We start from the raw sequence: 26,330 nt of genomic DNA, 5'->3' as shown, positions 1-26,330 counted from the left end.
CGAAAAGGCCCGCTGGGCCTTGCTTGGCGACCGCCCGCCGAACCTTCAGCGGCCTTGAGAACCCCGGCGCCCCTTCGGGCCGTGCGCTGCCTGCGGCAGCGGCTACACGAAGCGCTGCCGGCCAAGGCTGGAACCGCGCGTTAGTAGCCACGCTGGATCTCCACCGGGTTTTCCAGGGGTAAACCATCGCCCCAGCGCTGGAGATTGCGTCCCAGCAGGCGCGCGATATTCAGGTAGACCCGGGGCGAATTGGCCGAGGTGTGGGGCGACAGGCGAATACCCGGGTGGCGATAGAAAGGATGCCCCTCGGGCAACGGCTCGGGGTCGGCCACGTCCAGGCTGGCCAGGGCGATGCGCCCGGTGTCCAGGGCCTGCAACAGCGCCGGCTGATCGATCAGCGCACCGCGAGCGATATTGATCAGGTGCAACCCTGGCTTGGCCGCTGCCAGTACATCGGCATCAATGATGCCCCGGGTCTGCTCGGTCAACGGCACCGCCAGCAGCAGGTGATCGGCGCGGGCAAACAGCTCCTGCAGGTCGGCCACCGCCTCCACCCCAGGCACCTCGAACGGCTGCGCCGAACGCCGCAGGGCCAGTACCTGCATGCCCAGGGCCTGGGCCTTGGGCGCCAGCTCCCGGGCGATGCTGCCAAAGCCGAACAGCCCCAGGGTGCTGCCGGCCACCGAGGCCAGCGGCCGTTGCTGCCAGTGCTCGGCGCGCTCGATCCACACCTGGGGCAGTTGCTTGGCGGCGGCGAAGATCGCCGCCAGGGCAAACTCGGCAATGCTTTCGGCGGTGCTGCCTCGGGCACTGGCCACCGGCAGGTCCTGGAACAGCCAGCGAGGAAAATAATCCAGGCCCGAAGTCACCAGTTGCACGAAGCGCAGGCCAAACGGCCAGCCCGCCGGTGGCACTGGCGCGTTGCGAAAATCGGCGTGGGGCGCGGCCAGCAGCACTTCGATATCGGCGGGCAAGCCACACGGCAGGCCCCGAGGCAGGCTCAATACTTCCACCCCCGGCAGCCACTGGCGCAACTGCTGGTTGAAGTGCTCGTCGAGCTGGCTGGCGATGCGCGTCACGCCTGGGCTCCGCGGCTGGGCAAGGCAAAGGCGGCGCGCCCCACGGCACCGAGAATCGCGTCGTTCTGCGGGGTATGAATGCGGCTGCACAGCACATCGCGGTAATGCCGCTCGATGGGGTTGCCCCGGGCCAGCCCGGGGTTGCCGATGGCTTCGATGCCCAGCTCCACGGCGCTGATGGCGTTGCTGGTCACCAGGTATTTGATCTGGGTCGCCTCCCCCGGGGCGATCCGCCCTTCGGCGGCGGCATCGAGCAGCACCCGGTTGTTGAGCAGCAAGGCGTCGATGCGCCCGATCAGTTCCTGAAAGCGCGGCAGGCTCGACAACGGTGCGCCAAGGTTGGCCGGGGCACGCTGGGCCAGCCAGCCCAGCAGCCAGTCGCGCGCGGCCCGGGCCACGCCGTCGTAGATGGCCGAGAGCAGCACCGCCAGCCAGAGCACGCCCTTGCTGTCCAGCTCGGAGGGCCGGGGCACGTGGGCCGGTTGGATATCCACCGCCTGTTCCTCGGGCACGAACACCTCATCGAAGATCACGTCGTGGCTGCCGGTGGCGCGCATGCCCAGGTGGTCCCAGGTTTCCTCGACGCTGATCCCGGGGCTGTCACGGTGGACCAGCCAGGTACCCACTTGCGGCTCGGCCTCGTCACTGCGGGCCCAGACCGCCAGCCAGGTCAGCCCGGGAATGCCGGTGGAGTAGATCTTGCGCCCGCTGAGCAGCCAGCCACCCGCGACCCGTCGTGCCAGGGTCGCCGGCAAACCGCCCCGGGCCGGCGTACCCAGGTCCGGCTCGACCCGCAGGGCGTTGATCAGGGCACCCTCTTGCACCGCCTCCCGGGCCACGCGCTGGCGCAGGTGCAGCGGCCAGGCCGTGTTCTGTTGCAGGCGCGTGTGCTGCAGATACTGCATCACCAGCACCAGCGCGGTGGAAGGCTCGCCCCGGGCCACGGCGCCTATCACTCGTCGCGCCTGGGCCAGGGTCGCCTCGCTGCCGCCCAGGGCCCGGGGCACGGTCAGGGCCAGCAGGCCATGCTGGTGCAGGCGTTGCAGGTTGGCGTGGGGAAATTCGCTGTGACGGTCGTAGTGCGCTGCGGTGGCGGCGAATTCTTCACTCAGTTGCTGCAGCAGGTCGGCGAACTCGCTGGAGTCTGGATCAGGGACGGGACGGGACACGGACGGAGACGGTTGCACGCTGGAAAGGCTCATCGGCTGGCGGTCCTGCTCAAGGGAAGGGAGATGTCGACGGCCGGCTCGGCCTCGGTTTCCACACCCAGCAGTTGCAGCAACCGCGCGCGCAGTGCCTGGAACCCAGGGGTGGAGGCCTGACGCGGACGCGGCAGGCGGATTGGCAATTGCTCGGCGATTTGCCCGTTGGCCAGCACCAGCACCCGATCGGCCAGCAGCAGCGCCTCGTCGACATCGTGGGTCACCAGCAGCACCGCCGGGGTGTGCACCCGCCACAGGCGGATGATCAGTTGGTGCATGCGGATCCGGGTCAGGGCGTCCAGAGCGGCGAAGGGCTCATCCAGCAGCAACAGGTGCGGCTCGCGTACCAGGGCCCGGGCCAACGCCACTCGCTGGGCCTCGCCGCCGGACAAGGTGCCTGGCCAGGCATTGAGCCGGTGGGCCAGCCCGACCTCCTCCAGCGCTGCCTCGGCCCGCTCCCGGGCCCCGGCCCCACGCACGCCCAGGGCAACGTTGCGCCACACGCGCTTCCAGGGCATCAACCGTGGCTCCTGGAACACTGCGGCCATGGCCGAAGGCACCTGCAACTGGCCCTGGTCGATGGGTTCCAGCCCGGCCAGGGTTCGCAGCAAGGTGGTCTTGCCCGAACCGCTGCTGCCCAGGAGGGCCACGAACTCCCCAGGAGCGATGTCCAGATCCAGGCCATCGAGCACCGCCTGCCCGGCAAAACGCCGGGTGATCCGGCGGCATTCGACGGCAGCGCGCAGGCGGCCCTGCTGGGGCAATGACAGAGTCATGGGTCAGTTCCTGATAAAGGTCGGGCGCCAGGCCAGGGCGCAACGTTCGAGGCCGCGCACCAGCCCGTCGATGCCCAGGCCGAGCACGCTGTAGACCAGGAGGCAGATGACGATCACGTCGGTGCGCATGAAGTCCCGCGCGTCGTTGACCAGGTAGCCGATACCGGCGCTGGCGTTGATCTGCTCCACCACCACCAGCCCCAGCCAACTGATGCCGAAGGCATAGCGCAGGCCGACGAAGAACGCCGGCAGGGCCCCGGGCAGGATCACGTGGACGATCAGTTCCCAGCGTTTGAGGCCCAGCAGGGTCGCGGCCTCCACCAGCTTGGGATCGAGGCTGCGAATGCCGGAAAACAGCGTGAGGTAGATAGGAAAGGTAGTGCCCAGGGCGATCAGCGCGATCTTCGGCGTCTCGCCCACGCCGAACCAGAGAATGAACAGCGGCACTATGGCCAGGAACGGCAGGGTGCGCAGCATCTGCATGGGGGAATCGATGGCGAGCTCGCCGCGCCGGGACAACCCGGCCACCAGGGCCAGGAGCGTGCCCAGGCTGACACCGATGGCCAGGCCACTGAGGGCGCGCTTGAGGGACACCCACAGGTGCCCGGCCAGTTCGCCGCTGCCGAGCATCTGCCACAGGGTGCCGCCGATGGTACTGGGAGCGGCGATGATCCGCGCCGGCAACAGCCCGCTGCGCGAGGCCAGTTCCCACACCAGTAGAAGCAGCAACGGGCTGACCAGGCGCAGCAGCAGATTACCCAGGAGCTGGTATCCGGGGCGCTCGGCCCAGCGACGGGACGAGGTGAGGGGGCTGGCGCAGGCATCGCAACATCCTTATTTCAACGCGTTCGAGCCCCATGCTAACTACATAAAAAACGTCCGTGAAATTCGTTTTGGTTCTAACTTAATATACAAAAATTGCATTCAATGATTGCCAAGACATGCAAATCAATAATCAAAAACAATCCGAAGGAGCCGGCTTTCCGGCGAACAGCCCCCTGAGGTTTGCGCCGGCCTAGAGGGCGCCTTCGCTGGCAAGCCAGCTCCTACGGCGCAGCCTTGCCGACGCGGGCGGCGACCATCTCGCCGAACATGCTCACCGGCTCTTGCAGGTTGCCGAGGAACCGCGGGTGGACCAGCCACAGGTCGATCACCGGCTTGAAGTCGCTGACCGGGACGATCTCCAGCTTGTCCCGATGGCTGCTGTTTTCCAGCAGCGGCAGCGGCACCAGGCCATAGCCCAGGCCATTGGCGATCAACCCCAGTTGCAGCTCGGTGCCGAAGGTTTCCAGGTTGATCTGCAACGACAGCCCCTGTGCGCTCAGCGCCCGTTGCAGGCCGGCACGAAAGCCGCAGCCGTCCGGGTTCAGCACCCAGCCGCGCTGGTAACAGTCGGCCAGTTTGCACGAGCGCTTGCGCACCTCGCCCTTGGCCGCCACCACCACCAGGTTCATGCTGCCCAGGGAACGGCCCACCACCCCTTCGGGGAAGACCTTGCCAGCGGGAAACAGCGCCGCCACCACATCCAGCTCACCGTTCTCGACCTTGCTCAACAGGTGGCTGCCCCAGCCCGTGGCCACCGAGGTCTGCAACTGCGGATACAGCGCCTTCAACTGGCTCAGGGCATCGAGCAGCACCACATCGCCGATGGTCTGCGGCACGCCGATGCGCAGGGCACCACTGGGGGCGCCGTCATTGGCCACCAGTTCATTCAGCGCGTCGATGCTGCGCAGCACTTCCAGGCACTGGCCATAGACCCGCAAGCCCATGCTGGTGGGCTTGAGCGGCTTGGTGTTGCGGTCCAGCAATTCCACCCCCAGGGCTTCCTCGAAATTCTGCACCCGGCGGGTAATGGCTGGCTGGGTCAACTGCAGGGCATCGGCCGCCTGGCTGATGGTCTGGCAGCGGATTACCGCCACGAACGCATTCAGATCATCTATCTTCATTCTTTTTTCGCATAATAAATGACTGGAAAAATGTTCGATAAGAATAATACCTTTTAGCTCGCCCGTGTAGTTCGCGTCATTTGCCTTGTGTCCACGGAGGGAGCCCATGCCCCACAACGCCACGACAGTCGCCATCGAATCAGCCAACTTCGCCCGCCTGCGGGACTTTATCGCCGCTCTGGCCGAGCTGCTGGACAGCCATCCCGATGAAGCCCGGGTGCTGGACCAGGGCGCCGCGCTGCTGCACCAGCTGGTGAGCCAGGACGACTGGCTGCCCGCGGCCTTCGCCCAGCCGGATCCGCAGCGCTACCAGCAGTTCCTGCTGCATGCCGACTCGCGCCAGCGCTTCTCCATCGTCAGCTTCGTCTGGGGCCCTGGGCAGCGCACACCGATCCACGACCACCGGGTCTGGGGCCTGATCGGCATGCTGCGCGGCGCCGAGGACAGCCAGGGGTTCGAACGCCTGGCCGACGGCCGCCTGCTGCCTGCCGGCGCGCCGCTGCGCCTGGTGCCGGGCCAGGTGGAAGCGGTGTCGCCACGCATTGGCGACATCCATCAGGTGAGCAATGCCCATGCCGATCGGGTATCCGTCAGCATCCATGTGTATGGCGCCAATATCGGTGCCGTGCAGCGCGCCGTGTACGACCTCGACGGCCAGGAAAAACCCTTTGTCTCCGGCTACTCCAACCATTTGCTGCCTAACCTCTGGGACTTGTCGAAGGAGCCCCTGCAATGACCGATTTCCCGACCCGCAGCCCGGCACAGATCCGCCAGGCCCTGCTCGACCGCCAGGAGCTGGCACTGATCGATGTGCGTGAAGAAGCGCCCTTCGCCGAGGCCCACCCGCTGTTCGCGGCCAACATCGCGCTGTCGAAACTGGAGCTGGAGGTGTATGCGCGCATCCCCCGCCGCGACACCCCGATCACCCTCTACGACCAGGGCGAAGGGCTGGCCCAGCGCGCCGCCACGCGCCTGCGGCAACTGGGCTACAGCGATGTCGCCCTGCTGGCAGGCGGCCTGGAGGGTTGGCGCAGCGCCGGCGGCGAGCTGTTCAAGGACGTCAACGTGCCGAGCAAGGCCTTTGGCGAACTGGTGGAAGCCGAGCGCCACACTCCGTCCCTGGCCGCCGAGGAGTTCCAGGCACTGCTCGACCAGCAGGCCGACCTGGTGGTGCTCGATGCCCGGCGCTTCGACGAATACCAGACCATGAGCATCCCCGGCAGCACCAGCGTGCCCGGGGCCGAACTGGTGCTGCGGGTGCGTGAGCTGGCCCCCGATCCCCGCACCCGGGTGGTGGTCAATTGCGCCGGGCGCACCCGCAGCATCATCGGCACCCAGTCCCTGGTGAATGCCGGCATCCCCAACCCGGTGGCGGCACTGCGCAATGGCACCATCGGCTGGACCCTGGCCGGGCAGAAGCTCGAACACGGTCAGAGCCGGCGCTTCAAGGCCATCAACGAGGCCCAGCGGGCCCCAGCCCAGGACGCCGCTCGGGCCGTGGCCGACCGCGCCGACGTGGCACGCATCGACCTGGCCCAGTGGCGGCGCTGGCAGGCCGACCCCAAGCGCACCAGCTACCTGTTCGATGTGCGCACCCCGGAGGAATTCGCCGCCGGCCACCTGCCCGGCGCCCGCTCCACCCCCGGTGGGCAACTGGTGCAGGAAACCGACCACTTCGCCAGCGTGCGCGGTGCGCGCCTGGTCCTGGTGGACGACGACGGCGTGCGCGCCAACATGAGCGCTTCCTGGCTGGCCCAGATGGGCTGGCAGGTGGCGGTGCTGGACGGCCTGCGCGACAGCGACTTCAGCGTGCGCGGCCCCTGGCAGGCGCCACTGCCGGACACCTCGCCGGCCGAAGAAATCAGCCCCCGCACCCTCGCCACCTGGCTCCAGGAGCCCGGCACCCTGGTACTGGACTTCACCGCCAGCGCCAACTACGTGCAGCGCCACATCCCCGGCGCCTGGTGGGCATTGCCCAGCCAGTTGCAGGAAGCCCTGGCCCAGTTGCCACAGGCGGAGCGCTATGTCCTGACCTGCGGCAGCAGCCTGCTGGCGCGCTTCGTGGTGCCGCAGCTGCAGGCCCTGACCCAGCGTCCGGTGTTCCTTCTCAGCGGTGGCACCGCGGCCTGGATCGAAGCCGGCCTGCCCGTGGAAGAAAGCCGCCAGCAACTGGCTTCACCCCGGATCGACCGCTACCGGCGCCCCTATGAAGGCACCGACAACCCGAAAGAAGCCATGCAGGGCTACCTGGACTGGGAGTTCGGCCTGGTGGCGCAGTTGGGCCGGGATGGCACCCACGGCTTCTTCGTCATCTGAACCGCTTCGCTGGCAAGCCAGCTCCTACAGACCCCGCCTCTGCACTGTAGGAGCCGGCTTGCCGGCGAAGAGGCCGCAGGCCTGGCATCGCTCGCAAGGGCACCCTCGCGGGCAAGCCCGCTCCTGCGAGGAGGGGTATTTCGGGCGCGTAGGCGGTGCTGGTGGATCATCAATCGCCCGGATGACAAATAGCAATAATTCTCGATATCATTCGCGACCTTGTGCTCACCGCGTCGTCAAGAAGGATATCCATGTCTCGCTCCAAGCCCGACTCTGCGTCGGCGGACTCTGTTCGCGGGTTCTATGCGGACATCCTGCATTTCCTGCGTAAACGCACGGACAACGCCAGCGACGCAGCGGACATGACCCAGGACGTGTTCACCCAATGGCTCGACTACCGTGACCGGGCCCAGGTCGAACAGCCCCGGGCCTTCCTGTTCCAGATGGCACGCAACCTGCTGCGTGATCATTGGCGGCGCCAGCAAGTACGCTCCCGGGCTCATCAGGACGGGCACCACGAGCAAAGCCTGGACAACGAACCCCTGGCCGACGAGCAGCATGAGCCCCTGCCCGCGGCCCAGCGCCTGCAACGCCTGGAACAGTTGAAAGAAGTGCTCGCCCAACTCTCGCCGCGCCGCCGCGAAGCCCTTATGCTGCACCGCTTCGAAGGGCTGAGCCAGACGCAGATAGCCGAGCGCATGGGCATTTCCGTGAGCATGGTGGAAAAACACATCGCCTTTGCCCTGCTGCACTGCAAGCAGCACCTACAACGAGAAAACGGCAAGGAGCAGCCTGAATGACCCGCTTTTCCGGCACCCACAACGACCTCGACAGCGAGCAGATCGACGCCGAGGCCGCCAGCTGGTTCGCCCGCAACCGCAACGACCCGGACCGCGCCACGCGCAAGGCCTTCGATGCCTGGGTCAGCGAGCCGGCCCACGCCCGGGCCTATGCCGAGTTCGAAGAACTGTGGGTCGATCTTGCGCAATTGCAGCAACTGAGCCGGCCCATTCCCCTGCCCCGGCGCAAGCCCGCCCCCTGGCGCCCGGCCCTGGCGGCGGCCGCGGCGGTGCTCTGTGCGGTGCTGGCAGTCAACCTGGGCACGCCCCAGGGACCCTACATCCAGCAGGTGGCGCCCCAGGAAAAGGGCGCCCGCGCCTTCAAGCTGCCCGATGGCAGCACCCTGTACGTCAACGCCAACACCCAGGTGAAAGTGGATTTCAGCGCCCAGCAGCGTGATATCTACCTGCAACAGGGCCAGCTGTACCTGGAAGTGGCCGCCGACAAGGAGCGCCCGCTGTGGGTGCACAGCGGCGCGGCCAAAGTGCGGGTGGTGGGCACCGCCTTCGACGTGCGTCGTGGCCAGCGCCAGCTGGTGGTCAGCGTCGCCCACGGCCAGGTGGCCTTCAGCCCGGACGGCAAGCCCGGGGAGTTGACCCTGCTCGGCGCCCGCCAGCAAGCCACCTATGACCTGCACAAAGGCACCCTGCGCCAGCAGACCCTGGACAGCGATGAGGTCGCGGACTGGCGCAGCGGGCACCTGGCCTTTCGCAACCGCGACCTGGCCAGCCTGGTGGATGAGTTGAACCTGTATCGGCGCCAGCCGGTGCAACTGGCCGAGGGTTCGCTGGGGGCCTACAAGGTCTCGGGCAACCTCGATGTCAACGACCCCGACGCCCTGATCAAGGCACTGCCCGTGCTGATTCCGGTAAAAGCCGTACCCCTGGCCGACGGCCAGCTGAGGCTCGAGGCTCGTTGATCCAACTCATATGAGAATATTTTGCATTCGCATATGAGGTTTTTTTTCACTGCCGCGTCTTCCTCCCGTCTGCGATCTGTACGCAGCGCTTTTTTTGGCCTTTAAGCCGCTCTGGGGGAAGTCATGTTTCGCGCGCTCTTGCCTGTTCCGTTAGTCCGTACCCGCCCTACCCTGCTCGCCGCCTGCCTGGCATTCAGCCTGCAGGCCTACGCCGGGCCGCTGCATTTCCAGTTGCCGGCGCAGCCTCTGGCCGCGTCCCTGAGCCAGATCGCCCAGCAGGCGAAGATCCAGCTGCTGTTCGATGAGCAACTGCTGCGCAACGCCAAGGCGCCGGCCCTGCAGGGTGACTACAGCCCGGAAGAGGCGATTCGCACCTTGCTGCAGGACGGTCGGTTCAACCTGGTGAAGGTCGACAACACCTACATCGTGCGCCCTGCCGACACCAACCTGAGCAGTGGTTCGGCCCTGCAACTGGGGGCCATGAGCGTGATCGGCAACGGCACCGAAGTGGACTCCTCGAGTGTCGGCCGCTCGACCCTGAACCAGGCGGAAATCGATCGCCACCAGGCCACCAACGTGGTCAGCCTGATCGACACCCTGCCCGGCGTGAGCCTGGGCGGCTCGCTCAAACCCGGCGGCCAGACCATCAACATCTGGGGCCTGGGGGATGCCGAAGACGTACCGATGAGCGTTGATGGCGCCACCAAGAGCGGCTTCGAACGCTACCAGCAGGGTTCGGTGTTCATCGAGCCGGAGCTGATCAAGCGCATCGAAGTGGAAAAAGGCCCGCACTCCCCCGAGACCGGCAACGGTGGTTTCGGCGGCACCGTGCACATGGAGACCAAGGACGCCCCGGACCTGCTGCAGGAAGGTCGCAACGCCGGCGCCATGGTCAAGTACGGCTACAGCAGCAACAGCCATGAACAGGCCTACACCGGCGCGGTGTACGGCCGTACCGATGATCACCGCTTCGATGCCCTGGCCTACTGGACCAAGCGCGACGGCGACGACATGAAGATCGCCAGCGCCCAGCCCGACCCGCGCAACGCCTACCCGATCAACCCCAAGCGCCTGCCCAATACCGCCCAGGACATGGAAGGCGAGCTGTTCAAGCTGAACATGCAACTGACCGACGAACATCGCCTGGGCTTCAGCTACATGCGCTCCAACAGCGACATCTGGGCGCCCTTCTCGGCCAAGAGCTACCCGACGCCACCGAGCCAGAGCGACATCAACAAGTACGGTTATGACGGCGCCACCCGCCGCTTCCTGGCCCAGCGCAATACCATCGACACCACCTGGATCGCCAAGTACCAGTACACCCCCGTGGACAATCCATGGATCGACTTCGAGGCCAAGTACTCCGATTCCACCACCGACCAGACCGACGAACGCGGGCCGAACGCCTTCTTCCAGCCGGCCTCCGGTGGCCGCAAGATCACCGTGGGCTATGACGACAAGATCCTGGCCCTGAAAAACACCAGCCGCTTCAGCACCGGCCCGCTGGAACACGCGCTGACCAATGGCATCCAGATCCGCAAGCACACTCGCGAAGTGGACATGTGGATGCCGGGCAAGACCTATGAAGTGCCCAAGTACAACTACGGCCACTACCAGCCTGGCTTCATGCCCCACGGCAAGGTCGACAACAATGCCTTCTACATCCAGGACGCCATCACCCTGGGGAATTTCACCCTGACCCCGTCCCTGCGCTACGACCATGTGCGCAACCGCGGCGAGAAGAACGACGCACCGTTCTACAACAGCCCCGACCCGGTGGCGGGCCACGATTACGGCGACAAGACCTACACCGGCTGGTCGCCTCGGCTGTCGGCGTTCTGGACAGTGACCCCGCAATTCGCCCTGTTCGCCGACTACAGCAAGACCTGGCGCGCGCCGGTGATCGACGAGCAGTACGAGGTCCAGTCGGCTGCCTCCACCCGTTCCGCCACCAGCCGAGACCTCGACCCGGAACGCATCACCGCGTTGCGCGCCGGTAACATCACCAGCTTCTCCGACGTGTTCACCCAGGCCGACCGCGTACAGGTGCGTACCACGCTGTTCCACAACACCATCAAAGACGAAATCATGAAGAACCTCGGGATCGGCTGCCCCGAGCAACTCAGCAGCGGCAAGAGCATCGGCCAGGTGTGCAACCAGCCGACCATAGGCGTCTACCGCAATATCGGCGACCTGACCATCAAGGGCTTCGAGGTGGAAAGCTTCTACGACTCGACCTACCTGTTCGGCTCGCTGTCCTACTCGTGGATTACCGGTAAGCATGAAGGCGCCTACACCAACCCCTGGGGGCCGAACGTCTGGGCCCGGGACATCCCGCCACGCAAGTGGGTGGCCAGCCTGGGAGTGAAGATTCCTCAGTGGGATGCGCAAGTGGGCTGGCAGGGCCAGTGGGTGCGCCAGACCGACCGGGTGCCCAGCGACATCTATGCCGGCGGTCCGGGCAGCGCCCTGGGCGACTCCTATTGGGACCAGTACAAGAACGACCGCTACAACGTGCACGGCCTGTTCGCCAACTGGAAACCCCAGCAGCCTTACCTCAAGGGCACCGAAGTCAACTTCACCCTGGACAACATGTTCAACCGTGACTATCGCCCACCACTGAGCGGCGATAACGCATCCAGCCTGGGGCGCAACGCCAAGATCAGCGTGACCCGCTTCTTCTGACGGCAACTGGCTGCGGTGCATCGGACGCACCGCAACAGGCCAGCCGTTGGCCATCACGGATGTATTGCAAACCGTTAGCCAAGCCCTGCCGCCCGCACCTGCCGGGCTAAGATCGACTCCCCTCTGAACACCGCTGAAATGCCTTTGGGCGCTTTCGGTCAACTTCCCATTGATTCCGTACGACACTTGTCGTACAAACGAGAAGACGTCATGGACAGAGGCTTCAGGAAGGTCAGGCGGGACCTGATCAATGCCTTACAAAGCGGCCACTATCTGCATGCCGCGCGCGGCTCGATCGAGGTCAAGAACCTGCTGGCCACCGGCGAGATCTCGACCAGTCAACTGATCGAGGTCATCAATGCCTGCAAGGGCCAGGACCACAGTTGCAGCGCACATCACAGCGTCCCGGGCATCGCGGTCCACGTGCTGAAAAAGGCCGGCTGGTACATCAAGTTCTACTTTATCGAGCCAGATGCGTGGTTCATCAGCGTTCACCGATGAGGGCAACCCATGAAACTTTTTCTGCAAGGCGACCGGGGCAAGGCGCTCTGCGAGCATTGCCAACAGGTCGTCGGCATTACCCACCTGCGGCGCGACGTCCCTTTCAGCGACGGCCATGGCCTGGCCCGGGACATCCTGGTGGGGGTTTGCGACCTCTGCGCCACGGTGGTGGCCATCCCGCCCCAGTCCACACCGGCGATCAAGGAAGCGCGCAAGCAATCATTGACCTCCATCGAGGCGCGGCTGCCGGCGGTCTACCTCGATGTCCTCGATGCGGCGATGCACTGCGTGGCCCCGGATGCCGGAGTGCAGATGCGCAAACTGTTCCTCGGCTACTACTTCAGCGCCCCCGCGGCGTCTTCCCTGGAGCAAGTGCACAGCGGCTTCGTCGCGTACCTGGCCGAGCAGGCCAAGGCCCGCCAGTTGCCTGCCGTGCATGTCATGAAACGCCTGTCGCTGAAGGTCAACCACTATGTGGCCGAGGATCTTGCGCGCCTGCTGCAAGCCACCCAGATGACCCAGACCAAGCTGCTGAAAGCGCTGATCGCGCAGATGCGCCTGGATGTGCTCGAAGGCGGCAACCCCGCGGTGATCGCCGACCTGCGCCAGCTGGCGCGCCTGGGGCTTTGACCTTCAGCCTTTGCCCCGGCCCGCGACCCGCCCCGCCCGCAGGAAATCCCCCCAGCGCCGCACCAGGTAGTTGTGCTCGTCCATCACCGAGTTCCACACGGCGATATGCCCCATGCGCTGCTGGTAGGAACCGCCATCGCGGGTCTCGCCGATATCGATCAGCGGTTCGCCGTCGCTGCCCGGCAACTCTTCCCGGGCCGGTTTGCCGGCGTACCAGTAATCCCACTCGGCGCTGCTCAGGTGATCGCGGGTACGCGCCGGGTTGCCGATGTAGTAGCCCTGGCGTGCCATCACCGCACCGGGCCAGCCCGACAGCCACCAGTTGAGGTAGGCATAGGCTGCATCCAGCACCGCGCCCTTGGCGTGGCGCGACAACGACAGCCCGCCGAACCAGGCGCGGTAGCCTTCCTTCGGCACTGCCAGGCGGTATTTGACCCCCGCCCGGTGCAGGCGCATCAGCGTCGGCGACCACAGGCTCTGGATATCGATGCGCGGGCTGAGCATCAGTTGCGCGGCCTCTTCATCGTCCGACCAGAACGCCGCGAAGTGCCCTTCACGCTGCTTGCGCACCAGGATCCCTGCCAGCCGGTCGATCTCTTCGATGCTCAGGTTGCCGATGTCCTTGAAGGATTCCAGGCCACAGCCCTGCACCGCCAGGGCGGCGTCCAGGGCACCGATCGCCGCATCGCTCTGCAAGGCAATGCGCCCGCTCCAGGCCGGCTCCAGCAGCCAGCCCCAGCTTTCGTTGGCGCTGGAAAAACCCGCCGGCAGGCGCTCCGGGCGGTAGGCGAAACTGTCGGCGTTGTGGGTCAGCGGCAGCATGCTGATGCGCTCGCTGGCCGTACTGCCCAGGCTACCGTCGTGCTGCACATAGAGCCGTTCGCTGGGCACGCTGCCACTGCCCAGGCGATCGTCCGGCGACAGGCGCCCGCGCTTGGGCAGGTCGTTGATCTCGTGCCACAGGGCAATGCGCCGGGTATCGATGGGCTGGATCGCCTGGGCCGGCCAGACAAAATCGACGTTGTGAAACCACTGGTCATAGAGGTCGTAGCTGTCCGGCTGCATCACCGCGATGCGCTGGGCCTGCTCCACATCGTGTACCTGATACACCAGGCGGATGCCCAGGTCCTGCTCGGCGCGCACCCGCAGGGATTCGAGCAGGGTCACCGAGGTGCCCAGCACCCGCAGGGTGACCGGTTGCGTCGCCGCCATCAGGCACCCTCCCCGGCGGCCGGGGCGAAACTGCGGGCGAACACTTCGAAGGAACGGCGCAGTTGTTCGGGCTCCAGCCCGCGCAGGATAAACACCAGCCGCGAGCGATGGTCGGCACTGGGCCAACGGGGCAGATGCACGGGGGCGTGCAGGCAATGCTGCACGCCATGGATGACGATGGGGGCCTGGTTGGCGTTGATGTTGAGCAATCCTTTCACCCGCAGAATTCGTTCGCCGTGGCATCTTAGCAGCATCGACAACCAGACCCCGAAGCCCACCCAATCCAGGGCTTGCTCGAACTCCAGGCTGCACACTTGCGCCGCGCCATGCTGTGGCGCAGCCGCTTTGAGTGGCCCCTGCAACTGCCAGCGCGCCACTTCCCGCTCTGCCGTCGCACCACGCAGCCCCTCCCCCAGCAACAGCTGATCGCCACTCTGGATCGCCTGGGTCAGCAACAGGGGCGCCCCAGGATTGAGCTGCTGCAAATGCTCGCGCAACGCTGCCTGGGTTGCTTCGTCGACACAATCGGTCTTGCTCAGCAGCAAGCGATCCGCGGCCGCCACCTGGGCCAGCCACTCCGGGTGCAGGCGCTCCTGCAACGCCGCGTGGCTGGCGTCCACCAGGGTCACCAGCAGGCCGATGTGCACCCGCCCGCGCAATTGCGGATCGTTGTTCACCGTGGCCAGGATCGGCGCCGGGTCGGCCAGCCCGGTGGTTTCCAGCAGCACCCGGCGAAAGGCCGGAACCTCGCCCCGGCTACGCCGCGCCAGGAGCGCCAGCAGCGCCTCTTTCAGTTCGCCGCGAACCGAACAGCAGACACAGCCGCTGGGCAGCAGCACGGTGTCCGGCGCCACCTCCTGCACCAGCAAATGATCGATGCCGATATCGCCGAACTCGTTGATCAGCAGCGCCGTGTCCCCCAGGCTCTGGTCCTGCAACAGGCGGTTGAGCAAGGTGGTCTTGCCACTGCCGAGAAACCCGGTGATGACGTTCAGGGGCAGGCTCATGGCTGTTGCTCCAGGTGCTTGAGGATCACAGGGTCGAGAGGATCGAGGGGCCGGCCGAGCATGGATTCGGCCAGGCTCCACAACTGCTCCAGGCCGCTGGCCAGTTCCTGGCGGCCGGTAGCCCCCAGCAGCAGATAGGCCGAGCCCTGGAAGTCTTCGACCTTGAGCCGCAACGGCACCAGTACCCGGTTGATCGCGGCGATTCTGCGCAAGCGTTCGCGACGCCGGGGCAGTTGATCCCCCAGCGGATCGCTCCAGTGCACGTCTTCGCCCAGCAGCCCGCATAACCCGCACATGTTCAGCCCTCCTTCATGGCATCACGTCCCCGGAGTTCGGGCCCAGGGTCTGGCCGACGAACAGGTTGCCCCCCGGCTCGCTGGCCAGCAGCACCGCGGTGGGCGCCACTTCATCGGCCAGGCCGAAGCGCCCCAGGGGCAGCTCGGCGGCCTTGGCGGTTTTCCAGGCGCTGCTGATGCCAGACACCAGCGGCGTCTCGATCGGCCCCGGGGCGATGGCGTTGACCAGCACATTGTCCATGGCCACTTCCAGGGCCAGGGACTTGGTGAAGCCGATGACGCCGGCCTTGGCCGCGGCGTAGTGGGTCAGCTCGGCGCCGCCCTTGATTCCCAGCTGCGAGGCGACGTTGATGATCCGCCCCCAACGCTGCGCCAGCATATGGGGCAAGGCCCGCTGGCTGGCGACGAAGACGCTGGTGAGATCGACCCGCAGCATGTCGTTCCACATCTCGATGGACAGATCGACGCAGCGCGCCTGGGTCAGCATGCCGGCGTTGTTCACCAGGATATCGATACCGCCGAAATGCTCGACACAGGCATCGACTCCGGCCTGGGCCCCTTCGACGCTGCCGACATCGGCCACGCATTCGACGACTACAGCGCCCAGCTCGCGGCAGGCTTGGGCGCTCTCGGCCAGGCGCGCGGGGTCGCGGTCAGCCAGCAGCAGGCGTGCTCCCGCCACCGCGTAGGCCCGGGCGATAGCGGCGCCGATACCGCTGCCGGCGCCGGTGATCACGGCGCGGCGGTTGTGCAGGTGTTGCATGGGACTTTCTCCTTCAAGGGTGTGCGGTTCGCTGGCCAGCCAGCTCCTACGGAGGCGGTGAGCCGCCTGCACGAGCCGGCTGGCTGGCGAAGGGGTTCAATCCGGCCAGCGCACCGTCAGGCCGCCATCGATGACGATGCTCTGCCCGGTGAGGTAGCTGGACTCCTCGCTGGTGAGAAAGCGCACCAGGGACGCCACTTCATCGGCCCGCCCGACCCGGCCCAGGGGGATGGCCCGGGCCGCCTTGGCCAGGCCTTCCGGGCCCAGGGAGTTCTGGCTGTCCAGCGACTGCGGGGTCTCGATCAACCCCGGGATCACCGCGTTGCAGCGAATGCCCCTGGCCGCCAGTTCCACCGCCAGCGAGCGGCACAACCCCGGCACCCCGGCCTTGGCCGCTGCATAGTGAGCGTGCTCCTGCCAGCCGTAGACGCCACCGGCAATCGAGGAAATCGCCACCAGGGCACCGCCCTCACCCATGTGTTTGACCGCCGCGCGGAAGGTGCGCATGACCCCGGTCAGGTCCACATCGAGCATGGCGTTCCAGGCCGCGTCGGTCATGTCCAGCAAGGGTGCGCGGCGCAGCAGGCCGGCATTGGCCACGGCGTAATCGAGGCGGCCAAAGTGCGCCACGGCCTGCTCGGCCAGGGCGTCCACCGAGGCGCTGTCGGTCACGTCCAGGGGCAGCATCAGGCAGTGCCCGCCCGCCTCGGCCACGAGGTCGCGGGTGGCTTGCGGGTCATGGGGGTCGGCAGGGAAATACCCGCCCACCACCGCCACACCGGCCCGTGCATAGGCCACGGCCAGGGCCTGGCCGATGCCGCTGGCGGCACCGGTGATCACGGCGACTTTTTGAGTCATGGATAACTTTCCTTATTGAACGGATTCAGGACGCACATGGCGCGCGGCGAACATCAGCGCACCGGAGAGGAAACAAGGCAGCGCGCCGAAATACAGCGCCGAGGTCTGCCAGTCGCCACCGGCGGACAGCACCTGGGTGGCGCCAAAACCCGCCACCACCGCGCCGATCGGCCCCATGGCGTGGATGATCGCGCCGCCGGTGGCGCGGATGCTGGTAGGGAAGCTTTCGCTGATGAAGAACAGCGCCGCCGAGTACGGGCCGATCAGGAAGAACAGGCCCAGGCTGTAGAGACCCACCACCATCGGCATGTTGCTCGGGCCGTAGAGCATGCCGGCGAACGACAGGCCGCCGAGCATCCAGCCCAGGCCGATGACATTGCGCCGGCCGATCTTGTCGCCCATCCAGCCGTGGCTCAGGTAGCCGCAGTAGCCCACCAGGTTGGAGAGCACCAGGATGATCAGCGAGTTCTCGAAGGAGATGTGGTGCACGCTGACGATCACCGACGTGCCGAGCACGCTGAACACCTGGATCGCCGCCCAGTTGAGCAGGATCGCCGCGCCGATCACCAGGGTCGCGCGCCGCGCCGGGCCACGAAAGGCCGCAGCCAGGCCGGCCTTGCTGTGCTCGTCATAGTCCACGCCATAGGTCAGCGCCACCGCCTGGGCCTCGCTCACCGAACCACTTTTGCGCAGCTGGCTGATGCGCTGGTGGATCTGGAACTGCGGGCTCTCCTTGAGCTTGCGCGCCATCACCGCAATGACGATGGCCGGGATCGCGGCGAAGATGAAGCAGCCTTGCCAGCCGATGATCGGCAGCAGCACCGCGGTCAACCCGGCGGCGATCAGCGCCCCCACCGGCCAGCCACCCTGCACCAGGCTGTAGATGAAGCCCCGGCGCTTGGCCAGTTGCGGGTCGTCGGATGCCGCGTACAACTCGCTGAGGTAGGTGGCGTTCACCGTTTCCTCGGCATAGCCCAGGCCGCCCAGGGAGCGGATCAGGATCAGCGGCGACTTGCCCCAGGCGCCGCCGATGGCGGTCAGCGCCGAGCAGATGGCCGAGCCGCTGACGGTGAAAATGATGCCCATGCGCCGGCCCAGCTTGTCCACCAGCGGCCCGATGGCCAGGGCCACCACCGCGGTGCCCACCGCCACCCAGGTGGCGATCTCGGCCTGCTCGACCTCGCCCCAGCCGAAGTGCCGGCCGATCTCCGGCAGCAGGGTGCCAAACAGAATGAAGTCGTACACCGCAAACACCCAGGCGAAGAAGGCGATCCAGGTGGCGAAGCGCACTTGGGCCGGGGTCAACTGCTGGGGTTTCCAGCCAGTCAGGTCGAGCTTGTTATAGATAGACATCAGTCACGCCTCGATGAAGTGGCCGGGGTCAGCGGTTGCGCGGGTGGCGGCGGATAAAGTCGTCGGCGATCTCGTCGAAGGTGACGAAGCGCACGCCGGCATGGCTCTGGATGTGTTCGATCAGGCGTTCGAGCATCAACAGCACTTGCGGGCGGCCGGAGACGTCGGGGTGGATGGTCATGGTGAACACCGCGTGCTCATGCTCGCGGTAGACCCAGTCGAACTGGTCGCGCCACATTTCCTCCAGGTGCCGCGGGTTGACGAAACCGTGGCTGTTGGGCGCCTTCTTGATGAACATCATCGGCGGCAGGTCGTCCAGGTACCAGTTGGCCGGGATCTCCACCAGGTCGGTTTCCTGGCCCCGCACCAAAGGTTTCATCCAGGTGTCGGGGTGCTGGCTGTAGTCGATCTTGGTCCAGCTGTCGCCGACCCGCACGTAGTAGGGATGGAAGTCGTTGTGCATCAGGCTGTGGTCGTACTTGATGCCCTTTTTCAGCAGCAGCTCGTTGGTCACCTTGCTGAATTCCCACCAGGGCGCAACGTAGCCGGTGGGGCGCTTGCCGGTGACCCGGGTGATCAGCTCGATGGATTTGTCGAGGACGATCTCTTCCTGTTCCGGGGTCATGGCGATGGGGTTTTCGTGGCTGTAGCCGTGCACGCCGATCTCGTGGCCGGCCTCGGCAACCGCCTTCATCTGCTCGGGAAAGGTCTCCATGGAGTGGCCGGGAATGAACCAGGTGGTGCGCAGGCCATAACGCTCGAACAGCTTGAGCAGGCGCGGCGCGCCGACCTCGCCGGCGAACAGGCCGCGGGAGATGTCGTCCGGCGAATCCTCGCCGCCGTAGGAACCGAGCCAGCCGGCCACCGCGTCCACATCGACACCAAATGCACAGAGAATTTCTTTAGCCATGAGCGGCCTCCAGTGATTGCTTGTGGTTGAAAAAAATCGTCGGAGCTAGCGCGGCAACGCCGCCTCCAGCGCCAGGGCCGCATCCAGCAGTTGCCGGTCATGGCCCTGGGGCAGGCTCAGCAACAGCCCGGTGGGCAAGCCCTGGGCATCGCGGCCGCTGGGCAGGGCCACGCCGGGCATGTCGAGGAAACTGCCGGGCATGGTCAGGCGCAGGGTCGCCAGGTTGGTCCGGGCAAAGAGCTCTTCGTCCTGCTCCAGGGGCGCCAGGGGCGGCGCCACATGGGCCACGGTGGGGGTAATCAGCACCGCGCCGTCCAGTTCGTCCTGCACCTGTTGCTGCAACTGGCGCCGCGCCTGGTACAGCCGCAGCAACTGGCTGGCGGGCATCTGCCGGGCGCTTTCCAGGCGCCGTCGCACCCGCGGATCGAGCTGTTCGGCGTACTCGCTGTCGAGCAACGGCTGGTGCAGGGCGAAGGCTTCGGCGGCGCCGAGCCAGCCTTGTTCCTGGATCAGTTGCAGGGTGGCTTGCAGGCTGTGCAGCGGCCGTTGCTCCACCAGCGCCCCGGCCTGTTGCAGGCTTTCGATGACCACCAGCAGATTGGCCCGCACGGCGGCCTGGGTACGGCTGTCGTCAAGCACTTGCGAATCGACCCAGAAGCGTTGCCCCGCCAGGCTGCGGGGCGGCGGCAATTGCCGGGGGTCGCCACCGCGCAACAGCCCGTCGATCAGCCAGGCATCGCGCACGCTGCGGGTCAGCGGCCCGAGGCTGTCGAGGCTTTCGGCCAGGGGAAACACCCCCTCGCGGTCATAGCGCAGGGAGGTGGCGCGGTAACCCACCAGGCCATTGAAGGCTGCGGGAATGCGGATCGAACCGGCAGTGTCGGTGCCCATGGCGATCGGCACGATACCGGCCGCCACCGCCACCGCGGAACCTGCCGAGGAACCACCAGGAATCCGTGGCTGGGCATCACTGTGGGGGTTGATCGGAGTGCCGAAGTGCGGGTTCAGGCCGAGCCCGGAATAGGCGAACTCACTGAGGTTGGTCTTGCCCAGGCTGACCAGCCCGGCCCGGCACAGCTGCCGTACGCTGGGCGCATCCACCTTGGCCAACGGCGCCTCGCGACGCACCTGGGCGGCGGCGGTGGTGATACTGCCGGCCAGGTCGAACAGGTCCTTCCAGGCCAGGGGCACGCCATCCAGCAGGCTCAGCGGCTGGCCGGCCCGCCAGCGGGCAGCCGCCGCCTCAGCCTCGCGCCGGGCCCGGGCCGGGCACAGGGAAATGAACACATGGGGCGTTGCCTCGGCCAACGCCAGGGCCTGCTCCAGAACCTGGACCGGATCGGTGCGGCCCGAGGCAAAGGCTTGCGCCATGGCCGTGGCGTCGTTCAGCGAATCAGGGGGCATGGCTCACTCCGCAAAAATCTAAAAATGTACTAAATATTAAAATGTACATTTTATGCAGAGCAGATTCCGTGCCAGCTCAAAACGCAGGGAGCACCGCGTGCTTTCGGAAAATGCCCCAGATTCGCCTGTAATAGCGAGCCAGAGTGGGTTACTGACAGAGATCGCGCGACGACCGACGGAGAAAATCCTCGCCCAAGGGGCTGCCATTGAAATAATGTATCTTTTATTAAAAAGTACATTTTGGTGCAGAAAGGTAACAACCCACCCAGGGCGGCCCCAGGACGGGGCAACCAAACGTGGCACTCAGTGACACTTGGCAACTGTGAGAGAATCCCCGGCCACCGCGGCCCGGCAACGGGCTCGTCACCCACCGGCAACAGCCCCTAGAGGAACCGATGAAAGCAGTGTCAGCAGAGGACCCGCGCACCGCATCGCGCTACGCCATGATCCGTCAGGTCTTGCGCGACGCCATCCTCCAGGGCACCGCCCTGCAGGGCCTGGTGCTGCTGGAAGCGCCCCTGGCGGAACTGTTCGGCACCAGCCGAGTGCCGGTGCGCAAGGCCCTCGATCTGTTGCACGGCGAAGGGCTGATCAGCCGTTTTGACGGCCGCGGCTACCTGATCAACCCCCAGGGCCTGGAGATCGAACCGCTGCGCCTGCCCCTGAGCCATGCCCACCTGGGGCTGGCCAGCGACGAAGAACTGGTGGACACCCGGCCCCTGGGGGAACGGATCTACGAAGAACTGGGCAGTGCCCTCTCCACCTGCATCGCCTTCGGTCACTTTCGCCTCGACGAACAGGCCGCAGCCGAGCACTACGGCGTCAGCCGCGCGGTGGTCCGCGAAGCACTGATGCGCCTGCGCGATCGCGGCCTGGTGGAAAAGGAACCCTACTCCCAATGGCTGGCCGGACCGCTGACCGCCCGGGAAGTCACCGAAGACTACGAACTGCGCGCCTGCCTGGAACCCGAAGCCCTGCGCCAGAGCGCGCCGGGCCTGGGCCGCGAACGCCTGGAACAGATGCTGGAACGGGTGACCCAGGCGCAACAGGCCGAGCACTGTGGCCTGGAGGCCCTGGAACGCCTGGAAGAAGACCTGCACCAGCAATGCCTGGGCGGCTTGCAGAACCGCAAGATGGCGGCGCTGATCCGTCAGGCCCAGAGCCCGATGATCATCAACCGGATCTTCTACCGCCTGCTGGGCATCGGCGCCGACCCGGCGATGCTCGCCGAGCACCGACTGATCCTCGAACTGCTGCTGCACGGTGCCTACGACGCTGCGGCCCTGAACCTCAGAGAACACCTGCAACGCGCCCGCCAGCGCATGTTGCAACGCCTCAAAGTGCTGTCGGTGCTCCCGGAACCGGAACTACCCGGCTTCCTCAGCAAAATCAGCTGAGCCCTATAGCCGCTGCCGAGCCCGCGAGGCTGCGCAAAGGTCCGCAGGACCTTGCCTGGCGATCGCCTGCCAAACCTCCGGTGGCCTTCAGAATCCCGCGTCCCTGCGGGCCGTTCGCAGCCTGCGGCAGCGGCTACAGTGCGTTGCGCTTTACCAGGCTGAGGTCGGGGACGGTGCTGCGGCGCTGGCTCAGGTAGCGGGTGCAACTGACCCGCAGGAAGGAGGCGAAATTCACCACTTCGCCGCGGTAGTCCATGACCTCCTCATACAGCTTGGCAATCAGCTGGTTGGTGGTCATGCCGTCCACTTCGGCGATCTCGCTGAGAATGTCCCAGAACTGGTTTTCCAGGCGCAAGGTCGTGACCACGCCACAGATGCGCAACGAGCGGGAACGGGATTCGTAGAGAATCGGGTCGGCTTTGACGTACAGCTCGCACATGGCGTGGCCCTCGCTTACAGGGTGATTTTGGTGCCCAGCAGGCCCAGGAAACCGGCCAGCCAACTGGGATGCGCCGGCCAGGCCGGGGCGGTGGCCAGATTGCCTTGAACATGGCCTTGAGTCACGGGGATATCGATATAGGAGCCCCCCGCCAGCCGAACTTCCGGGGCGCAGGCCGGGTAGGCGCTGCATTCGCGGCCTTCGAGGATGCCGGCCGCCGCCAGCAGTTGCGCACCGTGGCACACCGCGGCAATCGGCTTGCCAGCCTGGTCGAATTCCCTGACCAGTTGCAGGACCTTTTCGTTCAGGCGCAGGTATTCCGGGGCACGGCCACCGGGGATCAGCAGGGCGTCGTAATCGCTGGACTTCACTTGGGCGAAATCGAAGTTCAGGGCAAACAGATGGCCCGGCTTTTCGCTGTAGGTCTGGTCGCCCTCGAAGTCGTGGATCGCCGTGCGCACGGTCTGCCCGGCGCTCTTGTCGGGACACACCGCATGCACGTTGTGACCGACCATCAGCAGGGCCTGGAACGGCACCATCACTTCGTAGTCTTCGACGTAATCGCCAACCAGCATGAGAATCTTTTTCGCGGCCATGGAGTGGACTCCTTTCAGTGAAAGACGGGGGCGCAAGGAGTATTCAAGGTAGCCCCAATCCACCGGCGCGGGTAATAACCCGGTACTACAGCGACAACTGTACGGACAACTCTGCACCCAGCTGTAGCACCAGGATCGCGCGGCTTTATGGCTAGATGCAGGCACCTGTGTCCCTGTACGAATTCTGGTAGCCATCATGTCCTCGCGCGAAAACACCGGCATGGCCCTCGGCCTGCTGGGTGTCATCATTTTCAGCCTGACCCTGCCCTTCACCCGGATAGTGGTAGAGCAGATGCACCCCTTGCTCAACGGCCTGGGCCGCGCGCTGTTCGCGGCGATCCCGGCGGCCTTGCTGCTGCTCTGGCGCCGGGAAAGATGGCCGACCTGGAAACAGGTCAAGGGCCTGAGCGTGGTGATTCTCGGGGTGATCCTCGGCTTTCCAGTGCTTTCGGCCTGGGCCATGCAGACCCTGCCCGCGTCCCACGGCGCGCTGGTCAATGGCCTGCAACCGTTGTGCGTGGCACTGTATGCGGCGTGGCTGTCCCACGAACGGCCGTCGAAGGCCTTCTGGGCTTGCGCCGCCCTGGGCAGTGCGCTGGTGCTGGGTTATGCGCTGCTCAGTGGCGCGGGCAGCATCCAGGCCGGTGATGTGCTGATGCTCGGGGCGATTGCCGTGGGCGGCCTGGGTTATGCCGAAGGGGGCCGGCTGGCGCGGGAGATGGGTGGCTGGCAGGTGATCTGCTGGGCTCTGGTGCTATCCACGCCGCTGCTGATCGGACCGGTGTGGTACCTGGCGGCGCAGCACCAGGGGGCGATTTCCATGAGGACCTGGTGGGCCTTCGGCTACGTTGCGCTGTTCTCGCAGTTCCTGGGTTTTTTCGCCTGGTATGCCGGGCTGGCCATGGGCGGAATTGCTCGGGTGAGCCAGATCCAGCTACTGCAGATCTTCTTCACCATCGCCTTTTCCGCCCTGTTCTTCGGTGAACAGGTGCAGCCCATTACCTGGGTGTTCGCGGTGGGCGTGATCCTTACCGTGGTCCTGGGGCGCAAGACCGCGGTGCGCCCGGCCACACCGCTGCCCACGCCGCCGGCCAGCCCTCAGCCGAGGTAACCGTCGGCCTTGAGCAGGGTTTCCAGGCAATGTTCGCTGATCTGGTAGAAGGCCTTGAGCTCTTCGATCCTGGCCAGCAGCTGGCTGGGATCCTGCGGTTCGGCACGCTTGACCGCCAGAATCATCTTGTTCTTGTTGGTGTGCTCCAGGGAGATGAATTCAAAGACCTTGGTTTCATAACCGCAGGCTTCGAGGAACAGCGCCCGCAGGCTGTCGGTGACCATTTCCGCTTGCTGCCCCAGGTGCAGGCCGTATTGCAGCATCGGCTTGAGCAGCAGCGGGCTCTGGATCTGCTGGCGGATCTGCTTGTGGCAGCACGGCGAGCACATGATGATCGCCGCGCCGGAGCGGATACCGGTGTGGATCGCGTAGTCGGTGGCGATGTCACAGGCGTGCAGGGCGATCATCACTTCCAGCTGGCTGGGGGCCACGCTGCGCACGTCACCGCACTTGAACACCAGGCCCGGGTACTCCAGGCGCTGCGCGGCGGCGTTGCACAGGATCACCATGTCTTCACGCAACTCGACGCCGGTGACTTCGCCCTCGGCCTTGAGGGTGTTGCGCAGGTAGTCGTGGATGGCGAAGGTCAGGTAGCCCTTGCCGGAGCCGAAGTCCGCCACCCGCACCGGCTGGTCGAGCTTGATCGGCGAGCTGCCCAGGGCGTGGCTGAAGACCTCGATGAACTTGTTGATCTGCTTCCACTTGCGTGACATCGCCGGAATCAGCTCATGCTGCTTGTTGGTCACCCCCAGGTCGGCGAGAAACGGCCGGCTGAGGTCGAGGAAGCGGTTCTTCTCCCGGTTGTGCTCGGCGGACGGCGCATCGCGCTGGGTTTGCGGCTTGCCCTTGAACAGCGAACTCTTGCCCTTCTTGCTGTATTCGAGCTGCACCTCGTCGGTGAGGGTCAGCAGGTGGGCGTTCTTGAACGCAGCCGGCAGCAGCTCGGCGATGGCGGCGATGCCTTCGTCCAGGGAGAAGTTCTTGGTGATGTCCCGGGTCTTGTAGCGATAGACGAAGGACAGGCACGGCTGCTCCTTGACCGTCAGTTGCTTGATGATCAGGCGTTGCAGGTCCGCCTCCGGGCCCACGTGCTTGGCCAGTACCAGCTTGATAAAGGCGTTCTGCGTGAGGCTGGTGTCGAGCAGTTGCAGGAACTGGGCGTGATGATCCGGCGCGGGGCGGGCGGAAGGTGCGGTAACAGACATGGGGGCGGGAGCCTCGGGCGATGCGCGGTGTCGATCAGGGAATGGCGGGTATTTTAGGGGGGGATGGCCCCTCAGGGCACGGAGTTATTGACCCGAGGATAAAATTTTGTCGCCCCCCGGAAAAATCCCCTCCAATCCCGCCCCGTAGGAGCTGGCTTGTCAGCGAAGGCGTCCCCAAGGGCGGTGCAAGGCTCACGGGCCTCTTCGCCGGCAAGCCGGCTCCTACACAGGTAGCACGCCATAGTCCCCAGCTGGGTGGGTCAGTTGAGCACCACCAGGCGGTTGGGCAATTCGTTGCGTACCTGGGTCAGGGGCACATGGGTCTTGAGCAACTCGCCGCTGGCTTCAATGCAATCAAGGAAGCCCTGCAGGGTCTGGCCTTGCCGGACCTGCTGGGTAAAGGCCTGGACAATCGCGTTCCAGTTCTTGTTGTCCAGGCGCCTGGAGATGCCCTCGTCCACCAGGATCTCCACATAGCGCTCGGCTTCGCTGACAAAGATCAACACCCCGGTGCCGCCCACGGTGTGGTGCAGGTTCTGTTCGAGGAACTGGCGCCGGGCCAGGTTGGAAGCGCGCCAGTGACGCACCGATCGCGGAATCAGCCGGGTGGTGACCCGCGGCAGGCGGAACACCAGGCACAGCACGATAAAGGTCGCCCATTGCGCCAGCAGCAACAGGTGCATGTTCAGCCAGCCGGTGGCGTAATGCACCAGCCCCGGCACCACCAGCGCCAGCAGGCTGGCCCAGAGCAGCGGGATATAGGCGTAGTCGTCGGCCCGGGCGGCCAGCACCGTCACCAGTTCGGCGTCGGTCTGCTGTTCCACCCGGGCGATGGCTTCGGCCACCTGCCGTTGTTCGAATTCACTGAGTAATGCCATGTCGTTG

The 26,330-nt window shown here is 65.8% G+C and carries 25 protein-coding genes and 1 pseudogene; 9 read left to right on the top strand and 17 right to left on the bottom strand.

What is annotated here, in order from left to right:
* Window positions 1–140: 140 nt before the first annotated feature.
* From KI242_RS07280 to KI242_RS07260, 5 genes and pseudogenes are all read right to left on the bottom strand, one after another.
* The gene (locus tag KI242_RS07280) at window positions 141–1,079 is read right to left on the bottom strand and encodes a D-isomer specific 2-hydroxyacid dehydrogenase family protein (protein ID WP_011059722.1); all 939 of its coding nucleotides are present in this window, start codon (window positions 1,077–1,079) and stop codon (window positions 141–143) included.
* Window positions 1,076–2,281, bottom strand: coding sequence for an acyl-CoA dehydrogenase family protein (locus KI242_RS07275; protein ID WP_212806018.1), 1,206 nt, complete (start codon window positions 2,279–2,281; stop codon window positions 1,076–1,078). The genes KI242_RS07280 and KI242_RS07275 overlap by 4 nt, the downstream gene beginning before the upstream one ends.
* Window positions 2,278–3,057, bottom strand: coding sequence for an ABC transporter ATP-binding protein (locus KI242_RS07270; protein WP_011059720.1), 780 nt, complete (start codon window positions 3,055–3,057; stop codon window positions 2,278–2,280). Before KI242_RS07270 ends, KI242_RS07275 begins: the two co-directional genes overlap by 4 nt.
* A 3-nt stretch (window positions 3,058–3,060) precedes the next feature.
* Window positions 3,061–3,807 (bottom strand): annotated as a pseudogene (locus KI242_RS07265) (ABC transporter permease subunit); the annotation flags it as partial.
* Window positions 3,808–4,103: 296 nt separating this feature from the next.
* The gene (locus tag KI242_RS07260; protein ID WP_011059718.1) at window positions 4,104–5,003 is read right to left on the bottom strand and encodes a LysR family transcriptional regulator; all 900 of its coding nucleotides are present in this window, start codon (window positions 5,001–5,003) and stop codon (window positions 4,104–4,106) included.
* Window positions 5,004–5,109: 106 nt separating this feature from the next.
* Here KI242_RS07260 and KI242_RS07255 point away from each other — a divergent pair, with 106 nt between their 5' ends.
* The 7 genes from KI242_RS07255 (at window position 5,110) to KI242_RS07225 (ending at window position 12,894) form a co-directional block, all read left to right on the top strand.
* A complete protein-coding gene (locus KI242_RS07255; protein ID WP_212806017.1) occupies window positions 5,110–5,739 on the top strand; it encodes a cysteine dioxygenase in 630 nt (209 codons plus the stop codon).
* Window positions 5,736–7,319, top strand: coding sequence for a rhodanese-related sulfurtransferase (locus tag KI242_RS07250; protein WP_212806016.1), 1,584 nt, complete (start codon window positions 5,736–5,738; stop codon window positions 7,317–7,319). The genes KI242_RS07255 and KI242_RS07250 overlap by 4 nt, the downstream gene beginning before the upstream one ends.
* A 251-nt stretch (window positions 7,320–7,570) precedes the next feature.
* Window positions 7,571–8,119, top strand: a complete 549-nt coding sequence (locus tag KI242_RS07245; protein ID WP_011059715.1) for an RNA polymerase sigma factor — start codon at window positions 7,571–7,573, stop codon at window positions 8,117–8,119.
* The gene (locus tag KI242_RS07240) at window positions 8,116–9,078 is read left to right on the top strand and encodes a FecR domain-containing protein (RefSeq protein ID WP_212806015.1); all 963 of its coding nucleotides are present in this window, start codon (window positions 8,116–8,118) and stop codon (window positions 9,076–9,078) included. Before KI242_RS07245 ends, KI242_RS07240 begins: the two co-directional genes overlap by 4 nt.
* A gap of 123 nt (window positions 9,079–9,201) precedes the next feature.
* Window positions 9,202–11,763: a TonB-dependent receptor gene (locus KI242_RS07235; protein ID WP_212806014.1), complete on the top strand. Its 2,562-nt coding sequence runs from the start codon at window positions 9,202–9,204 to the stop codon at window positions 11,761–11,763.
* Between the two features lie 210 nt (window positions 11,764–11,973).
* Window positions 11,974–12,264, top strand: coding sequence for a hypothetical protein (locus tag KI242_RS07230; protein ID WP_225368733.1), 291 nt, complete (start codon window positions 11,974–11,976; stop codon window positions 12,262–12,264).
* Window positions 12,265–12,273: 9 nt separating this feature from the next.
* Window positions 12,274–12,894: a hypothetical protein gene (locus KI242_RS07225; protein ID WP_212806013.1), complete on the top strand. Its 621-nt coding sequence runs from the start codon at window positions 12,274–12,276 to the stop codon at window positions 12,892–12,894.
* A gap of 3 nt (window positions 12,895–12,897) precedes the next feature.
* Here the strand turns inward: KI242_RS07225 and KI242_RS07220 are convergent, their stop codons facing one another.
* From KI242_RS07220 to KI242_RS07185, 8 genes are all read right to left on the bottom strand, one after another.
* Window positions 12,898–14,106: an extracellular solute-binding protein gene (locus KI242_RS07220; RefSeq protein WP_011059710.1), complete on the bottom strand. Its 1,209-nt coding sequence runs from the start codon at window positions 14,104–14,106 to the stop codon at window positions 12,898–12,900.
* Window positions 14,106–15,113, bottom strand: coding sequence for a GTP-binding protein (locus tag KI242_RS07215; RefSeq protein WP_065364433.1), 1,008 nt, complete (start codon window positions 15,111–15,113; stop codon window positions 14,106–14,108). The genes KI242_RS07220 and KI242_RS07215 overlap by 1 nt, the downstream gene beginning before the upstream one ends.
* Window positions 15,110–15,409: a hypothetical protein gene (locus KI242_RS07210; protein WP_123473834.1), complete on the bottom strand. Its 300-nt coding sequence runs from the start codon at window positions 15,407–15,409 to the stop codon at window positions 15,110–15,112. Before KI242_RS07210 ends, KI242_RS07215 begins: the two co-directional genes overlap by 4 nt.
* Window positions 15,410–15,422: 13 nt before the next feature.
* Complete coding sequence (locus tag KI242_RS07205) at window positions 15,423–16,172, bottom strand: SDR family NAD(P)-dependent oxidoreductase (protein WP_077933469.1); 750 nt, start codon at window positions 16,170–16,172, stop codon at window positions 15,423–15,425.
* 96 nt (window positions 16,173–16,268) lie between these two features.
* Window positions 16,269–17,030, bottom strand: a complete 762-nt coding sequence (locus tag KI242_RS07200) for an SDR family NAD(P)-dependent oxidoreductase (protein WP_019094798.1) — start codon at window positions 17,028–17,030, stop codon at window positions 16,269–16,271.
* Between the two features lie 12 nt (window positions 17,031–17,042).
* Window positions 17,043–18,383: an MFS transporter gene (locus KI242_RS07195; RefSeq protein WP_011059705.1), complete on the bottom strand. Its 1,341-nt coding sequence runs from the start codon at window positions 18,381–18,383 to the stop codon at window positions 17,043–17,045.
* A gap of 28 nt (window positions 18,384–18,411) precedes the next feature.
* A complete protein-coding gene (locus tag KI242_RS07190) occupies window positions 18,412–19,293 on the bottom strand; it encodes a polysaccharide deacetylase (protein WP_011059704.1) in 882 nt (293 codons plus the stop codon).
* 45 nt (window positions 19,294–19,338) lie between these two features.
* Window positions 19,339–20,697 carry an amidase gene (locus KI242_RS07185; protein WP_212806012.1) on the bottom strand — a complete coding sequence of 453 codons (1,359 nt, stop codon included), beginning with the start codon at window positions 20,695–20,697 and terminating at the stop codon, window positions 19,339–19,341.
* Between the two features lie 395 nt (window positions 20,698–21,092).
* On the opposite strand from KI242_RS07185, the gene KI242_RS07180 reads away from it, so the two are divergent.
* Entirely contained in the window at window positions 21,093–22,094 is a 1,002-nt protein-coding gene (locus KI242_RS07180) for a GntR family transcriptional regulator (RefSeq protein ID WP_011059702.1), read from the top strand.
* Between the two features lie 133 nt (window positions 22,095–22,227).
* Here the strand turns inward: KI242_RS07180 and KI242_RS07175 are convergent, their stop codons facing one another.
* Together KI242_RS07175 and KI242_RS07170 are read right to left on the bottom strand one after the other, a co-directional pair.
* The gene (locus KI242_RS07175; RefSeq protein WP_011059701.1) at window positions 22,228–22,533 is read right to left on the bottom strand and encodes a ribbon-helix-helix domain-containing protein; all 306 of its coding nucleotides are present in this window, start codon (window positions 22,531–22,533) and stop codon (window positions 22,228–22,230) included.
* A gap of 14 nt (window positions 22,534–22,547) precedes the next feature.
* The gene (locus KI242_RS07170; protein ID WP_212806011.1) at window positions 22,548–23,129 is read right to left on the bottom strand and encodes a DJ-1/PfpI family protein; all 582 of its coding nucleotides are present in this window, start codon (window positions 23,127–23,129) and stop codon (window positions 22,548–22,550) included.
* A 196-nt stretch (window positions 23,130–23,325) separates the two neighbouring features.
* Between KI242_RS07170 and KI242_RS07165 the strand changes: the two genes are divergently transcribed.
* Complete coding sequence (locus tag KI242_RS07165; protein WP_072443213.1) at window positions 23,326–24,240, top strand: DMT family transporter; 915 nt, start codon at window positions 23,326–23,328, stop codon at window positions 24,238–24,240.
* On the opposite strand, the gene KI242_RS07160 is transcribed toward KI242_RS07165, so the two are convergent.
* Together KI242_RS07160 and KI242_RS07155 are read right to left on the bottom strand one after the other, a co-directional pair.
* Window positions 24,228–25,445, bottom strand: coding sequence for an SAM-dependent methyltransferase (locus KI242_RS07160; protein ID WP_212806010.1), 1,218 nt, complete (start codon window positions 25,443–25,445; stop codon window positions 24,228–24,230). The two genes, KI242_RS07165 and KI242_RS07160, sit on opposite strands and share 13 nt — an antisense overlap.
* A 260-nt stretch (window positions 25,446–25,705) precedes the next feature.
* On the bottom strand, window positions 25,706–26,323 hold the full coding sequence (locus KI242_RS07155; RefSeq protein WP_041116364.1) for a TPM domain-containing protein: 618 nt from the start codon (window positions 26,321–26,323) through the stop codon (window positions 25,706–25,708).
* Window positions 26,324–26,330: the final 7 nt, after the last annotated feature.

Source organism: Pseudomonas sp. Eqa60 (assembly GCF_018326405.1).
In the GTDB taxonomy this organism is placed as follows: domain Bacteria; phylum Pseudomonadota; class Gammaproteobacteria; order Pseudomonadales; family Pseudomonadaceae; genus Aquipseudomonas; species Aquipseudomonas protegens.
The sequence above is the reverse complement of the archived record's forward strand: the minus strand, read 5'-3'. Positions and strand labels throughout refer to the sequence as shown.